This is a genomic window from Streptomyces sp. NPDC006923 (genome assembly GCF_040635655.1).
GTDB lineage: Bacteria > Actinomycetota > Actinomycetes > Streptomycetales > Streptomycetaceae > Streptomyces.
In genome coordinates, this window is the sequence record NZ_JBEYIF010000010.1 from 116,656 (window position 1) to 134,475 (window position 17,820).

At 71.9% G+C, this 17,820-nt stretch carries 1 protein-coding gene (only partly in view); it reads left to right on the plus strand.

Annotation, left to right across the window (positions count from 1 at the left end):
* Window positions 1-17,808, plus strand: partial view of a hypothetical protein gene (locus tag ABZ707_RS21255; RefSeq protein WP_360177007.1) — the 3' end only. The gene continues 20,814 nt to the left of window position 1, outside the view; the window shows 17,808 of its 38,622 coding nt (coding positions 20,815-38,622); the start codon falls outside the window, past its left edge; the stop codon is at window positions 17,806-17,808.
* Window positions 17,809-17,820 lie beyond the last annotated feature (12 nt).

Consider the following 17,820-nt stretch of genomic DNA (forward strand, 5'->3'; position numbering starts at 1 on the left):
GAGCCGGCCCAGGAGCAGGAGCAGCAGCAGGAGCAGCAGGGCTACCCCGAGTTCCCGCAGGTCGTCCTGCCGTCGGTCTCCCGGGGGCCGCTCGGGCGGATCAGGGAGGAGGCCGAGCCGGACGAGGACGCGCCGTCGGAGCGGGATCAGGCGGCGGAGACAACGGCGGAGACGGAGCGGGTCGTTCCCGTCCCCGCACCCGAGGCTCTCGTGGCACCCGCCCTGGACGCGGCCCGCCCCGCCGGGGCCGTACCCGTCGAGGAGCTGCTCGAAGGATCGCGGATGGCGCGGGACGCCGACCGCCCCCTCGCCCTCTGGCTCCCCGGGGCGGACGCGCGGATTCCGGACCAGGACCCGGCCGTGCTCGACGCGCTGCCGGCGCTGGTGCCGGAGGACGCCGTGCTCGTCTTCGGTGACGTGCGCGACGGCGTGCTGGTCGCCGGTGGCCGGCCCGTGACGGTGGAGGGCCTGGCGAGTCTGATCACCGCCGCCGCGCCGGGGCGGGCGCCGATCCTGACGATGCCGGGGGCGGACCTGCTCGCCGCGCGGCTGGCCGCGGCACTGGAGTCGCCGGTCATCGCCAGCCGCTACGGCATCCACCTGGACCCCGAGGCCGGCACGCTGGGCGAGGCCCCGGCTCCCGAAGACGGCGAACCGGGCACCGGGTTCCGGCTCTTCGACGAGGACCACACCGAGGGCGTGGAGGTCTTCACACAGCGGCAGACCACCCCATGGGCCCCGACCCTGGTCGCGACGGCCCCTGTCCCGGTCGCGACGGCCCCTGCCCCGGTCGCGACGACCTCGGAGAGCGCGGAAGAGGGCCAGGAGCGGTCCACGCGGCCCGGATCCGAGGACCAGGCGTCCGGACCGGCGCTCGGCGAGCCGGTCACCGCCGATCCGATGGTCAGGTCCATCGGTGTGCCGAGGGCGGGACTGCCGTATCTGACCGAGGTGATACGTCAACTGCGCGCCATGGTCGCGGAGTCCGGACAGACCGTCACCGAGGCCGAGTGGGACCGGCTGCCGCAGCGTCTGCTGAGCAACTACCGCTATCTGGTGCCGGGCGAGGGCGACACCGGCAGCACCGGGCTGATGGTGCCGCTGGGGAAGGTCGAGGCACTCGTCACGCTCGACCCGCAGGACCCGCGCTCGGTCCACCGCCCCGCGGGGTCGTACGACCGTCCGGTCCTCCGGGAGGCCGAGTCCCCGGAGACCACGACCGCCCCGGCTCCCGCCTCGGAGCGGGAGACACCCGACAGCACCGGGCCGGCCGGCCTGGTGCCGGACCGCGCCCCGGGACCCGAGCTCTTCCACGCCAACGAGACCATCAACGCCTCATACCTGACGGGCGCTCAGGTCCAGTCCCACGGGGGCCCGACGAGCGCGACACGCGGCGGTATCTCGATGTCGTACGGGATCGGCGTCAGCCCCGGGGTGCTGGAGGTGGTCAAGGTCTTCGCCGGTGTCTCGGGCGCGGCCAACTCCTCCTACCGGTCGACCAACAAGATCGGGGACGCGGAGGGCGGGCACGTCGAGGACAGCAGGGCGGACTCGACGATGATCGCGTACCGCCCCGACTGGTCCCTGCGCATCCGTACGGACGCGGAGCGGAGCTGGGACTCGATCGCGCCCACCGCGGTCAGTACGGAAGGGGACCAGCGGCTGCTGCTGTACGTGCCGGACCACTACCTCGAAGAGGCCCCGGGCCAGATCACCGCCTCCGGCACCGGCGGCCTTGAGCACCGACTGCCCCCGGTGTACTACGCCTCGGGTCTGACCAACCTGCCCGCCCTCTTCGACCACATCGTCGCCTCGCTGCGCGAGGAGGGGCTCAAGCTGCCCCTCGGCAGTGTGCCCCGCGCCGAGTTGCTCCAGAAGCTGTGGAACCTCGACGCGCACCTGGACGAGGCAGTGGGCAATCAGCGTGGTTATCCGTTCACCCTCCACAACAAGTTCGGCAGGCCGATCGCGTCCGTGGAACTCCACTCGGTGCGTGCCTCGCGCGGTACCCGGGTCGGTTCGACAAGCAGCGTCGCCCATGTGGAGAACGTCAGGACGGCGATCGACGGAACGGGCGGGGGCCACACGGTCAACAACTCCACCACGGTCACCTTGCCGGGCGCGGAGTTCAATATGGCGCCGGTGCCGTTCACGAACCCCGATCTGGGGCTGGGCGCCAGCGCCTCCCTCGCCATGACCTGGGCGAACTCCGACGGCATCAGCGCCGGGCGCACCGGCCTGTGGGTCGTGGTGCCGCGCTACGCGGGCTTCACCGCCGCCTACCGGGTGGACTTCACGCACAGTGCCGTGGTCGCCGTCCGCGGCGGCGACGCGGTCAGGACCCCCTCGGTGCCGGGCCGGGGGCTGGTCCGGATGCCGGAACCGGACGCCTTCGCCTACGGCTTCGAGGTGGACGAGGACGCGCTGAGCGGAGACGTCGTCACCCAGATCGACGCTCCGGCGGTGATCACGGACACCGTCGGAGCGGCCGAGGAGGCCCAGGAGACCGACGGGACCACCACCGCCGAGGGCAGCCGGGCCGTCGAACCGCCGACGGCACCCGCGCTGGACGAGCCGCTCATCACCGAGATCACGGACCCCGACGAGATCGCGGCTCTCGCCGGGCGCGGCGATGTCCTCCGGCCCTCCGAGACAGTGGAGGTCACAGAGGCCACGGAGGACGTCACCGAGCGCACCGTGATCGTTCACGAGGGGCCCCGGGGCCGCACCGTGGAGTACGAGCCCGGCCTGCTGCGCCGGACAGGCCGGCGGGCCGGCGACCCCGAGCACCTCGACGTCCCCCCGCATGTCGCCGAGGGCCGGGGCATCGGCATGGGACTCGTCGACGTCGACCGGGAGACCGTGCGCGAACTGCACGACCTGGTGGAGAAGGAACTGCAAAGGCTCGGCTTCCTGCCCGAGGACACCAAGGCGCCGCTGGCCGGCAGCCGCTGGTACTCGCACGGCAACAAGACGGACTCCCTGCTGAACAACCTCGACATGCTGGAGAAGTACTTCAGCGACCGCGGGATGGAGTCGCACTTCGACCAGATCCACCAGGGCGGCCTGGCGATCACGATGTACCGGCGCCGGGGTCTGGTGGGCACCGACCTCGACGTGGACGCGGTGAAGATCGTCCTCAAGGCCAGGGGTTCCCGGACCCTGGCCCCGCGGTTCGAGGGCTCGTCCGACGAGTTCCACACCGTCAACCTGGCCATGGGCATGGATACCGCCGGGCAGTTCAGCGGCGGCAGCAAGAAGATCGCGCTCAGCCTCCGCTTCAAGGCCCTCTTCAACCAGTTGAAGGGTTCCGTCACCGGGATCGACCTGATCCGCCAGGTCGGTGCCACGGACGCGGTCTCCTATCTCAACAACCGCCCGGAACTGCTCGAATATCCGGGCGTGGTCAACAGGCACCGGCTGTTCAGCGACTACACCGTCACGATGGAGCTCCAGCACAGCGGACTTCAGGGCGAGATGCGCAAGGGCGTCCGCGACCCCGAGCCGATCGTGCTGACGGACCAGGGGGCCAGGGCGTATCTGCTGCCGCTCGGCGACGTCAGCCGCCCCGGTGTGACGACCCTGGCCCGCACCCCGGCCTCCGTGCTCGACCGGGCCGTGATGTATTACGTCGACGCCACCGGTGTGTACGAGGCGGCGACCTCCGTGCTGGGGCCGCTGACCGGCCCGCAGGGCAACGCCGACCAGGAACTGCACTCGCTCACCAACACCATCCAGGTGAAGGCGCACTTCAAGGAGATCGCCAACGGCCAGTTCACCACGGACCAGCCGTTCCGCCCCGGATGGTTCCGGGACACCTTCGGCATGGTCGACATCCGCGCGGAGCTGGGACCCGTCCAGTTCGCGGGGGCCACACCCGACAAGTTCGTTCTCGGCATCATCATGCTCTCGCTGCTCCAGACGAACACCACGGACACCGGGAGCACCGGCCTGAAGTGGGCCCAGGCCGATGTCACGGTCGGCGGTCCGACCCGCCCGGACGACCCCGACAGTCCGGGATTCGTCCAGGGGACGGTCGACGCCAACCGCGCCTGGCAGCACAACACGTCCTCCAGCGACGGGCGCACCGGCGGCAAGGAGCTCATCCAGCTCGACTTCAACCGCGGTTACGCCTTCCGTACGACGGTGGACTACCTTGTCGCCAACCGCCTGGAGAAGCACGGCAAGATGGTCTGGGAGGCGCACGCCGCCGATGAGCAGACGGTGCCGGGACGCACGGTCGTCTTCCTGCTCTCGGAGCCCGAGGCGCTCGAACAGTACGGAAAGGGCCTCGTGCCCGTCTCCGACGAGCAGCTTGTCGATGTGATGAACCGCTGGGGCAAGGGCGAGGTCAGGCTCAGCGGCAACACCGTCGCCGCCGTGCTGTCCCGGTGGACCCAGGACGCGGCGGCGCTGCCGGACGACCTGCCGGCGGCCCTCGACGCGGACCGCCCCGCACTCGCGGTGACGCTCGCGCGCCTGCACGAGAACGGCGGACTGCCCATCCTGGACGACGGGATCAGGGCCGCGTTCAACGCGCGGTTCGGGCAGGAACTGCGGGACCCGTCGAGCCGTTTCGACGACATCCGGCTCCCCGAATACCTGACCCGTGAGGACACCGGCGGCCGGATCCTGGGCCACAGCGGCGTTCACGACCTCCAGTACGAGGACGGCCGCACCACCTACGGCATCGTGCGGGACCTGATCGAGGAGACGGCGCCGGGGCTGCTGGCCTCGGGGCCCGAGCTGTGGACCGCGGACGGGCGCAGGATCGGACGGCTTCAGGGCGGTGTGAACTCCCTGCAAGCCCTGCTGGCCAAGGGCCGCGACGTGGCGATGTGGGACGAGTTCCTCTCGCCCAACGGGCACGTCCTGTACCTGGTGAATCCGGTCGGCTGGGCGCTCGGCGACATCGTGGAGGTCAAGATCTCCGATGTCCTCGACGGCGCCCCCGAGATCCACGACTTCCGGCCGGACACCGGCGTCGAGGTCTACGGCCACGGCTACGTCGGAACGTCGGAGAGCACCTCCCGCGACGGCTCGCAGAGCTTCACGCCGCTGAAGTTCGGGGGTGGCGAGACGAACACCTTCCACAACGGGGGAGTCGGCTTCGGGCAGGGCGACCACCGAGGCGTGACCCGCGCCGAGAACGCCGTCACCGAGCAGACGATCTACGACTGGAACGGCAACTACCTGGCCCGGTTCCGGCACACGCTGACGGCCGAGGTCCGGCGCCTCGACATGGCGGGCCGGCCGCTGAACAACCTGCTGGTGGGCTGGTACCGGGCCATGAGCGACGACCGCTCCGGTGTGAACACCGACACGGTGTCCGGCCTTCTCGACCTGCAAGTCCCACGGGGCCTGGCCGAATTCCGGCCCACGTACGGACCTTCCCGCGCCCGGGAGCTGCGCCCGCTGCCGCCGCTGCCCGGCGACGCCTACGTCACGGGCACGATGCTGGACGACGGGCTGCCGGCGGCGACGAAGCTGATGAAGAAGCTGTTCGGCGACCAGGCAGACGGCGCCAGGACCCGTACCAGCCAGACCGTCCGCCAGCTCATGGGCCGCACCCAGCAGACCAATCACCTGCCGGAAGCCTCCGCAGGCAACCGCTACCTGCTGACCGACAAGCTGCACGTGCCGGGGCACTCCTCCGACAGGGCCAAGCTGTACATGAAGGGCGACCTGTTCGCCCTTGAGGTCCTCGGCCCGGTCAAGGGCACGGGCGCGGGCCGCTACATCAAGCACCAGAGCGGCACGACGGCGAGCCAGACCTCCGACCGCTGGCGCCCGTCGGCCAGCGCGGGCACCTTCGACTCGGGCGTCACCCACGAGCACAACCCGCCGACCACGGACGACGGCCGTGACTACCCGCCGTACACAGCGGGAGGTGACTCCGGGGCGTCCCGCGGCACCGGCAGCAGCGTGGGCGACGCCGGGACGGAGAACTACCGGCGCGAACAGCACGTCAAGCAGCAGGGCCCCCTCTACCTCGTACGGCTGCGCGGCCGTTACCGGCTGGAGGCGGAGCGGTACACGCGCCATCTCCTGTGGCCGACCACGCACAAGAGGGGCATCGTCCGCAGCGACCCCTTCACCGGTGACGTGTACGTCCAGCTCTTCCAGGCCGAGGTCGACGAGTTGCGCGCCCGTATGGAGGAGGCGGAGCACGAGGCGGCCCGGGGCGACCTGGGCTGGCTGGAGCTGGAGGACGCGCGGCGGTTCGACCTCGCGACTCTGATGAGGGACGCCGCGGGGGAGCGGGCAGCGAGCGCGGCCCGCGCTCATGAGGCGGTGGCCCGCCGTATCCGGGCACAGGCGACCGACGCGCTCGATGCCGCCGTTCTCACCCTCGACACGGCCGCCCACGCGGCGAACACGTACGCCGCCGCCGTCCGATGGGCCGTCGCCACCATGCGCGCCGACCTGGCGCTGGCGAGGACCGGCGACCCCGACGCGGCGGTGCCCGAGCTCCTCACGCGCTACGAGGCGGAGTTCGGCAGGCTGCCCTCCGTGCCGCGCTTCACCGGCTCGGCCGAACGGGCCGTCGGCGACATCGCGAGGGCCGTCAACGAGGTCCGTGCCACGCTCAGGAACGACCCGGCGCTGCCGCCGGTGCCGATCCCCGCCGCCCTCGGTTTCCACGGACTCTCCCACGATCACCTGGTCCGGAACATCGCGCACGAACTCGCGGCGCACGTCAGGCTGGACGTCATCGGGGCCGACGGCACGGTCCGCAGCCGCTGGGCGCAGCCCTCGGGCCATGTCTACGCCTTCGATCCCCTCGATCCCGGTGCGCCCGGCCAGAACGGGCTCACCGCCCAGGAGGCCCATGGCGCCGGGCTGATCGGCGAGGAGCTGCGCCGTACGGTCGAGGAGCTCGGCTTCGACGAGTCGGAGCTGGGCGAGATCTACCGGACCTCGTGGCAGCACAGCCGCAGCTTCGCCGATGCCGTGTCGGCCGAGTCGCAGCGCCGGCTGTGGCGGCTGCGCGCCACCGATCCGGAGCTGCCCGCCCTGTACCGGAACGCGCTGCGGCTGACGCAGGGGGGAGAGGCGGCGAACGAAGAGGCCAGGGCGGACGCGGAGTTCGCGCTCGACGGACTGCGTGAGCTGGCGCGGGACACCGAGGACGTCGGTGCCGAGCGCCGGGACGCCCTGCTTCAGAGCGTGGGTGACCTGCTGGCCACGGGCGCGTCCCCGCGGGAGGACGCCGTCGCGCCCCAGGAGGCGGCCACCTCGGCCTCCGTCGGTCACCGGTCCGCGGCGCGGATGACGGACGAGGAGCGTCCGGACGACCCGGACGTCCTGACCGAGGCGGACCGCGAGCGGGTGGGCCTCGCCTTCCGGGTGTGGCGCGAGCCCCTCGCGGACGCGGTGGCGGACCTGGAGCGGACCCTGCTCGCGGCGGGCCCCGGTGCCCGCTCCCTCGTACTGCCCGAGCGCTTCTCGAACGGCGAGGGCAGGCCGCTCTACGCGGTGAACGTGCGCGGCCACGTGCGCTGGTTCGACCACCGCAGCGGCGTCCTGGTCCTCGCCCCGCAGGGGGACGTGGGCGTGGTCCAGTCGATCGACCTCGACGCCCACGGGACACTGCTCGACCCGCCGCCCGAACTGCTGGCGAGGGGAGACACGGCTCACTTCCCCGCCCTGGGCATGGGCACCGACCTGCTGAACGCCCTGGGACTCGACAGGGAGAGCGGCCCCGCCCGCGACCGCACGGCCACGGAGACGCCGGCCGAGGACACCCGGGCCCTCTCCTGGCTGGAGGAGCTGGAGGCGGACGCCTCCGGTTTCCGGCCCGACCCGGCGCGGCATGCCGACGGCTTCCCGGCCACGCGCGAGCAGGCATGGCAGCGCTATCAGGCGTCCGCCGCCCGGGTCCGTGAGATCCGCGCCGAGACGCGCGCTCATCGCGTCGACGCGGCGCGCGGGGTGCCGCTCGCCGACTCCCACGCCCCCGCCAGGGCCGTGATCGCCCTGGCGGCGGCGCGGATGCGGCTGTCCGTCGACGAAGGGGCGGTCCGGGCCTGGGGCCACGCCGATCCGGAGGGGCTGCTGACGCGCTTCGAGCAGCGCCGAACCGCCGAAACCCAGGCTCCGGAATCCCGGCCCGCCGACACGGAGGACACCGGCGGCCGGCACGGCTCCGACGCGCGGACCGAGTCCGAGACCGCCGAGCGGGCGGATGAGACCGGCACGACGCGGCGGCAGGAGCCGCCGTCGGAGGAAGGCCGGGACCACGCGCCGGCCAGGCAGGGCTCCGACGACAGCTCCAGCTCCGCCGACCCCTCGCGCGTACGCCGTCCCCGGCCCCAGCCGCTGCGCATCGACGTTCCCGGCCGGGAGGGCGACAGCCGGCTGATCACCGACGACTATGTCGTGCGGGCCGACGACCGGGCCGCGGCAGAGGGCGTCTTCCGCCGCGTGATGCCGATCCGGCTCTCCGACCAGGGCACGACGGCGGACGGGCGCGGGACCACACAGGAGGCGGACGGCACCGCGCCGCGTCTGGTCACGGTGGAACAGCCGCTGGTCACCGAGGCTCATCCCGCGCTACGGCTCTCCGAGGACGGCACGCTGGCACTGAGCCGCGAGAACGAGGTCCAGGAGGCGTTCGCGACGCGCGAGGCCATCGCACGCTCCGCCGCCGCGCTGCGGGCGACGCAGAGTGGTGTGACCCTCGTGGCCGACGAGGACGTGTCGATCGTCGTCCGCCACGAGGGCACGGACCGCACCCTGTTCCGGGTCCGCCCCGACTTCTACGAGCAGCCGACCGACGTCTGCCGCGACCTGGCGCGCGACCTGCTCGGCGGTATGCCCGACCACCTGGTCTTCCGGGACCGGCGCGGCTTCACCGACCTGGGCCCGATGCGCGCCACCGACGGACTCAAGGTCAGTGAGATGCACCGCCTCGCCGACGCGACGGCGGACGTCGTGGACGGCGGCCGCAGGACCCCGCGCACCCCGGACGCCTTCTGGGCGGCCGAGAAGGCCTCCGGGGTGCGCGGCCGTGCCACGGCCGGCCCCGTACCGGGTGGTCCCGCGCTCGCGCCCCGGACGCCCCTGCCGGTGACGCCGCTGCCCGGCGAGCGCTACGGCACGTACCTCAGCGTCGCCCCGGGGAACGCCGGGATGAACCGGGCCCTGGAGAACACCGCGAGGAGCGTCGGCATCAACTCCTTCGCCTGGGCCGAGGTGGGCGAGGCATATCTCACCCAGTCCATCGGCTCGCGCGACGAGCAGGGCGACTTCACACTCCAGGACCACGCCTACGCGTTCCACCCGGTCGACAACCCCTTCGGCTACCACTACGCCACCGCTGTCCTCGCCAGCGAGGACGGCGGCTCTCAGGTCACCCTGGAGAACTACGCCCGCAACGGCGGCAGCCGGCGGATCTTCGAGGCCGCCGTCGAGCGCAACCTGACGCGCTTCGGCGACCGGCTGGACGAGATGCGGGCCGCGTACGAGGCGGAGGAGACGTCCGCGCCGGAGAACACCCCGCAGCGGAGCCTGGCCCAGGCGTCCGTACGAGCCGTGGTCCAGTTGGCCGCGCTGCGGGACGCCCGTACCGCGCTCGCCGACGCCGGGGCACTGCCCGACACGCCCGAACGGCAGACAGCCGTGGCGGCCGCGGAGAAGGCCGTCGAGGGCGCCACCCGGCTCGCCCAGCAGGCGCTGCGCACCCTCTCCGGCAAGCAGGGTCTGCCGTCGCCCGGCCGGCTCTGGCACATGCGGTTCGTCACCAAGCAGCCGCACGGGACCTTCCATGACCAGATGGCGGGACTGCGGGAGGAGGACAGGCCGGGCATCGTCGTCAACCCGCTCACCGCGGTGGTGGTCGGCGCGCACAACGCCCCGGCCGGGCCGTCCAGTTGGTTCACCTTCGACGACGGCCGGTACGACCTGTCCGAGGACGAGCTGTTCCGGCTGGGCTATCTGGCCGGGCGGGTGGCGCGCGTCGGGCTGTGGAGCTTCACGCACGGTATGCCGCTGCCGGTCCTGCGCTACTCGGTCGGCGGCAACGGCGTCAGCAGCCGGTACCTGAGGGCCCTGGAGAACCGCCTGGCGAAGCTGTCGGGACGCGAGGAAAGGGCCCGGGAGAGCGGCAGGGAACGCCTCGAACGGTTCGAGACCGCGTTCCGCCGTCTGCTCCAGGAGAACCTGAACGAACTGCAGGGTCTCACGGCCACTCCGGCGGCGGACGGGCCCGCCGTGCTGCGGCAGGAGGACTTCCAGGTCCTCGGGCACAACCGGGGCCGCGAGCTCCCGCCCGGCGTCGTGCCCACAGCCGACCACCCGGCGGACGTACTCCGCAGGCGGCTCGTGACGGACCTTGAGATGCACCCGGCCGGCGAGCGGCCCGCCCCCTCGATGAGGGGCACCCTCCAGTACCTGGCCGAGGGCTCCCCGCTCGTCGCCGCGCTTGTCGAGCAGACCCCGCTGAGCCCGCCGCTGCCGCAGCTCGCCGCCCCGGCCACGCCCGTCACTCCGGCGCTCCGCTCGGCACCGCCGACGGTCACGGAACTCCCGCTCTCCATGGACCCGGGACCGGCCACACCGGGCAGTGCCACAACGGCCTTCCTGCCCCCGTCGCTGCTGAGTGTGCCGTCGCCGCCGCGCACCGGACGGCCCCTCAGCGCCCCCGCGGGCCTGAACATCGCCGGGCTGCTCGGCACCGCGCTGCTCGTACCGTCCCCGACCGTGACAGAGGCCCCTCTTTCCGCGGTCGAGGAACAGGCCGAGCCCTCGTACGGCGCCCCGCGCCCGGTCGAAGGACAGGACCAGGAGTCCCCGGCGGATCCGGTCACGGCGCCGGACTTCTACGCGCCGCTGCCGGACGGCCGGGCCCTGGACGCGGCCCTCGCACTGATCACGGAGCCCGCCGGGGGAGCGGAACGTCCGGTCGCCGCCCGCAACGAACTGCTCCGGCAGACCGCGCGCGTCCTCCAGGACCCCGGGACCGCCGCACGGATCCAGGAATCCGGGGCGCGGATCCTCCTGGTGCCGCGCGGTGTACGCCCGACCGACCTGCCCGGCTACGGCCACCTGCGGGACCTCAGGACCCACGGACCCGACGAGGCGGCCCGGCCGGCGGACGAGTCCCGGGGGCTGACCGACGTCCGGGCGCGGGTCGTGGCCGTGGCCGAGGAGAACCTGCTCGGGGCGGACACCGGCCTGGACGACGTGCCGTCGTATCCGGACGGCTACTCCAGCGTCACCCACGAACTGGCCCACCTGGTCTACTTCTTCGGTCTCACCGACGCCGAGAGGGCGGAGATCGAGGCCCGTCACCGGTCCAGGCGCGCCGAAGGCCAGGACGCCGAGTGGGCCGACGGCCCTCGCAGGGACGCCGCCGGGCGCCCGGTCGACAACTACGCCTCCCGCAGCGCCGCGGAGTACTTCGCCCAGACCTCCAACGCCTACCTCGGCGCGAACCACGGCCGGGACCCGTACACCGGTCTGGCACGCAACAACGGTCCCCAGTGGGTGCGCGACAACGAGCAGGCGCTGGTGCCGCTGCTGTCCCGGCTCTACGGGGACGACCCCGCCGTGCGGGGCGGCGCCAATCCGGTCGCCGCGGTCCGCGCGGAGGACGACGTGTGGCAGGGCTTCCGGGACTTCAACGCCCTGGCGGAGGAGCCACCGGGGGAACAACTCAGCAGCGCGGTCGCGGAGTTCGGCGCACGGGGTGACGGGGCCCAGGGGCTGGTGCATGTCACGCCCGTTCCCGAGGGGACCGTGACCTGGCTTCAGGACCAGGTGATCCGGGAGATCGAGGGAGACGGCGGCGAGGACACCGCGCTGCGCACGGCGGTCCGCGCCACCGTCACCGCGCGCTTCCTCAGCAACGAATGGGCTCGCCTGTTCAGCGAGCACGGGGCGCCCCTCCAGGTCGCCCACCGAGGCGACACGTACCAGGTGGCTCTGCGGCTCCGGCTGTCCCGGCCGCAGCAGGGCGACCCGGACATCCAGCAGATGGAGAACCCGCAGGGCCCGCCGGTCAACATCCAGCGCTGGATGTTCGGCGTCAGCGAGGTCGGTGACACCGAGAGCGTCGGCGATCTGCGCGCGATGAACCTCAGTTACTCGCACACCTGGCAGTTCCCGCACGCGGGCTGGTTCAAGAGGCTGACCATCACCCCGCAGGCGAGCCTCACGTACAACCAGACGACCACCACCGTCGCGGCGGCCGCGACCGTACAGCCCATGGTCCTGCTGCGCAGCCGGGAGCGTTCCTGGCCGTACGAGTACGTGATGAACTGGCAGATCAGGGCCACGGCGGACCTGCACCAGGCGCTGACCACGGTGCGGTTGGACGATCAGTGGCACACCCAGCGCAATCCCGGGCACGAGGAACGCCTCACTGTCTGGTTCCCCAAGCACCTGACCGACGCGGACGACGGCGCCGCCGCCCGGGACGACCAGGACCCGGCGAAGCGCCCGGCCCCGCTCGCCACGGTGACAGGCAAGGTCCCGCTGTTCGCCACCGAGACCGTGCCCCATGCCGATGAGCTGCTCGCCGATGTGCTGAGTTCCTTCAAGGGGTCCCTGGCCCAGGTCTCCGAGACGTCCCTCGACGAACTCCGCCAGTTCTTCGGTGAGGGCAATGTGCGCGGCAACATGCCCCTGCTGTACGGCGGAAACCACCTGTCCCCGACCCTGTACGCGAAGGACGGCTCAGTCATCGGCATGTTCCGCGTCCACGCGGATCTGCACGAGCGCACCGGGCCGGACCATGTGGCCGGACCGCCCACCCAGAACTCCGTCCTCGAATCGCACGTGCTGCGCTCGGTACGGCTCACCAGCAGCGCGTCCGTGGCGAACGCGGCGGGGCTGTCCGTGGCGCTCACCGCCGGTATCGCCTCGGGCGCGCCGGATCCCGTCACTCACACCGAGCCGTTCGGCTTCGCGGTGACCGGACAGGGCGGTGTCCAGCACCAGGTCACGCACACGCTGAACTCCGGTGGCAGCGCCAGGACGTCGCACTCCCTGCGCACGGGCAAACCGCTGTTCCGGGAGAACGCCGACGTCGTGTACGACATCGCGCTGGTGAAGCCGGACGGTCCTGAGCGTGGTCCCGAGCCCGACAGCGTTCTCGCCCGGCCGGAGAAGCCCCGGTATCCGCTGATCCTGCGGGTGCCGTCCGAGTCCACCGTCTCGGGAACGCCGGAGGCCAGGCGTTATCTGCCGCCGGAGGTCCTGCACCTGCGGTCGCTCAACGTCTCCACCACCCCGCTGAGCGTGGAGGGCACTCAGGACATTTTCACCGATCTGGAGAACTGGCTGCGGGAAAAGGGCTTCCTGCCGCCCGGCGGGGGCGGAGTCCCGTCCTGGTACCAGGGCCCCGTCGAGAACGCCCTGCACCTCCAGCGGCTGAACAACGTGCGCAAGCTGGAACAGATCCGCTCGGTCTCCGGCCTGCGCGGGGAGCTGGACGAGATGGTCGAGGGCGGCCATGTCGTCCGGTTCGAGCTGCCCACCGTGGCGGGCGGTACCGAGCGGGTCTCGGTCCGCATCACCGCCGAACGCCGTTATGTCGAGGACGCCGAGGACGGCGGTGCCACCCACGACCTCGAACTCAAGGACATCCAGACCCTCAACTACACGGGGTCGACGATCCCGGGTGACGAACAGGTCAACCGCAGCCCGAGGGCGTACACCCTGACCGGTCAGGCTTCCCTCACGAACCCGCTCAACGACGTGGGCGACCTGGAACTGCAGGGCATCACGGGAGAGGGCAGTCTCACCCGCCAGGGAGCGGAGATCACCGGGTCCAGCGCCGGAGCCGGACACGAGTTCTACGCTCTCAGTCCCACCGCCGACGGCATCCAGGTCTTCACCGTCCCGGTCACCTACCGGACGGAGATGTCATGGAGCCATGGAGAGGCGCCGGCCCCGCGAGACGACGACGGCTCCGTGAGCCTGGCACTGCCGACGTACCGCACACTGACGGAGGCGAGCACCGAGGCGCCGCCGCCGCCCGCCCAGGCGCGGCCGCTGTCCGCCGAGGACGAGAACGGTCCGGCGGACGCGGTGGAACTGCCCGAGACCGCGATCTTCGACCGGGTCGCGGGCAGTGCGGCCGTTCGCCAGGCCGTGAACGGCATGCTGGAGGCGCTGGCCCGCGCCGCGTCGGAGGAGGACGCGCGGAATCTCCCTCCCATGCCCGGCGCCTACCCGGAGGAGACCCCCGGTGAGCTTCCGGCGGTGCCCGCCCGGACGGCGGAGGACGCCGACGACGACGGTGAACCACCCGCCCTCCCCGGCACCTTCCACGAGGAGCCGGCCGAAACGCCGGAGGCCGTGCCGGAGAACGCGCGGAACGCCGAACCCACGTCCGTGGTCGCGGATGTGCTGCGGAGCGCGGCGGCCGGAGCACTGGAGACCGGCCTCGGCTATGTCGGCCGGGCGACCGGCCTGGCCGGCGGCGTGTGGCGGTGGGGCAGCCGGCTGGTGGCCGACGGGGACGCGCTGGCCGCGGAGAGCACCGCGCAGGAGGCCATCGAGGCCGGATTCTCGCCGCACCACATGGTCGGCAACGGGGCACGGATATTCCGCGACTCGTACGTGGTGGAGGGCGTGAGCACCTCCGGCGTGCTGCAGGGCACCGACATCACGGTCGAGGTCGAGGGCCATCTCACGGAGGTGAAGCCACTGCGGGCCCCCGGGGTCATGGACTACGAGCGGTGGATCCAGTCCGTCGACGCCTCGGCGCACACGGAGAACTACGGCCGGGGGCACGCGTACGGCCTGGGCCTCGGGGGCAACTACAGCGACTCGTCGCGCTTGTTCGTCCCGTCGGGCCGTCTCCTGCACCGGAGCACCGTCACCGAGGGCGACACGGTCAACGACAACACCGCCGCGTTCCGGGTGACCACCGAGAACGATGTCCGGGCGCACCGCTTCAGCGCCAAGGCGACGTACCGGATCACGGTACGGACGGGCCGGCGCAATGTGATCGCCACGACCCTCGCGACCGCGACCCCGCGCAGTGAGGCCAGGATCGTCGAACTCCCTGACGCGGTGGAGTTCCTGCTGAACGAGAACGACCTCATCAACCACCCCGAGTTCAGGCTCGACGGAGTTCCCGAGCCGACGGAGCCCGGCCCGTACGACCGCATGCTGCCGCCGCCGTTCGTGCGGAGCGGTGGCCTGCTGGGCTTCGGGTCCGTGGTCCAGGTTGATGTGGAGACACAAGCGGAGACACACGCCGCGGCGGCCGCTCCCACACGCGGGGCCCAGAGGCCCGACCAGCGAGAGCGCGACATCGCGCCGGCGACCGACGACCGGCGGCGCAGGTCCGCCTTCCAAAACGTGATCAAGGCCAAGGTCGAACAGGTCGCTCCGGGCGTGACCAGGCCCGGCAGCTCGGTGTACGTGCCCGGCGTGCTGTCGCGCATCAACGAGCACGGCACGTCCCTCGGCATGCGCACACTCGTCAACGCGGGCCCGGACGGCCGCACCGCCTTCCACTTCGTCTACCGTTCGTGGCTCGGCCCGATGCTGGTGGAGGTCGGGCTGAACGCGCGGCCCGCCGAGGACCTGGGCGCGGCACGTGGCCGTTTCGCCCTGAAGTCCGCCGGTCTCGACAATGTGCTCGGCCACTCCAGCGGCGACGGCACGGCGCTGCCGAAGCCGGGAACCACCCGGCACGCGCGCACCACCGTGGTCGGCAACCAGGCCGAGTTCACTCCGATGGGCCAGGTCGCCGGCCACCGGATCCGGCCCACCTTCACCATGAACAGGGGAACCGACTACACGGAGGCGGCCACCTCCACACGTGAGCGGCGGACCTGGCAGCGCAGTGTCGGGGACACGTCCGAATTCGGTCTCCGCTACGCGTACACCGTGACCGTCAAGTCCGTTTTCCTGGACGAGGCGCTGATCGTCCAGGTGCCCCGGCTGATGGCCGAAGGTCTCGGCTGGGCCGGCCGCAACAGCGGCCTGAACCGGCTCGCCTCCGGCGCCTACGGGCTGCTGACCGACCGGTGGCAGGAGAATCTGGGCCGGCTGTTCGACCAGCTCCCGAACCCGGTGCAGACCGTCGGCGACGCCGTGCACGCCCGTGCGACCCTCCGCTTCAACGGCTCGGAAACCCCGCGCGAAGGGAGTGCGGCGACTCCCGCGCGGCGGATCGTTCCGGGGATCTTCACCGGCGACCCGACGCGGGCACTGACCCCTCCCGCCGACGGCGTGGTCATCGACATGGAGGTGCCGGGCGACACCAGGGAACTCCTGAGCGGTGAGCCGTGGATTCCGAGGAGGCCGTTCGGGGTCTACGAGTTCGGCGCGATGCCTGAGCTGGCACAGGCGCTGCGCGAGGTCGATTCCGCGCTCGCGGGCGACCCCGAGCTGCACACCTCGACATCGGCGGAGGGGATGTTCCTCCGGCTGACCCAGCTCGCCGCCACCGGCAGACTCGTCCTGCTGTCGCCCGCCGCCACTGCCCCGTATCTGGGACAACCGGGCAGCGGCAGGACCGAGGTCCAGGTACAGATCTTCGCGCCGCGGAGCGAATCGGAGAGTCTGGACACCGCGATCGACCGGGTCGAGATCGCCGCCGACGGAGCCTTCACCCAGGCCGACCTGACGCACAGCCCGTCCCTGACCCTCGGTGTCAGCCCGGCACTGAACAGCGCCCAGAGCGACCGTCTCGGACCGACGGGCCCCCTGGCCGGGGCCAGGTCGGCCATGGGGCAGACGATGACCCAGTCCGCGCCCCGGCGCGAGATGCTCCGGTTCGGTACCCCGATGGCGGGCGCCGCCAAGGGCGTGCCCAGCCATCAGGTGCGGGCGGCCGGGCTGCTCAAGATCGTCGGGCCGGACGGCACGCGCTGGGTGGCCGGCGAGATCGTCATGCGGACGACCGAGGCGCCGCCCGGACACGGGGCGGCGCCGGTTGAGAGCTTGCGGCAGGAGCAGGAGCAGGAGCAGGAGCAGGAGCAGGAGCAGCAGCAGCAGCGCCCGGCGGCCCCGGAGGACAGTGGCTTCGGAACGCACTGGGCGGGCTTCACCGTGCCCGAGGTGGACGTCAACCACGGCATCACGGGGAAGAACGTGTCACGCCTGCGGAAGCTGAGCGACGAGCTCAACCTCGTCATCGAAGTACGCCCGCCCAACCCGTACTCGGCGAAGTGGCTCAGCGAGGGCGCGCTGCCCAAGCCGGAGGTTCTGAAGGCGAAGTCGATCAATCCGACCGATGTCCACCTCGGAGCGGACGCGAAGGACCTGGGGCTCGTCGGGTACTTCTGGCCGAGCCTGCCGCAGCGTACGGGAGCCATGGACGAGGGCCAGTGGCACGAGATCACCGCTCGCTACGACAAGCGGCTGGAGGAGTACCGGCGTCTGGCTCCGGACATGGCGGCTCTCGCCCAGCAGTACCCGGTGGTCGACGGTGTGGTGCACGGATTCGACGCACAGGGCGCCCGGCGTCCGATCACCAGCGACAACGACATCTTCGACCTCTACACCCCGGACGGCGCCACGCTGACTCCGACGACCTACGAGCGCGCCATATCCGCGATGAAGGCGGGTGACGCGGATGTGCAACACGGCGCGCACATGTACTGGAAGCCGAACACCCCGGAGTCGCGGACGGCATTCGAGGAAATCGCCCTCAACCATCTTTCGGGCAGAGAGCCCGTGGTGGTGTTCCGCCCGGGTGCGGCGCCCGGACTGTCGCCGATGCCGCGCAGGGGCTCCGGCGGTCCGGAACAGGAGGTCGCCGAGGTGGCCGTTCCTCAGCCGCAGCTCACGGTCGAGGAACGCGTCGTGGCCGAGATGATGGGCCTGGCGCCCGAATAGCGGCCGGGGCGT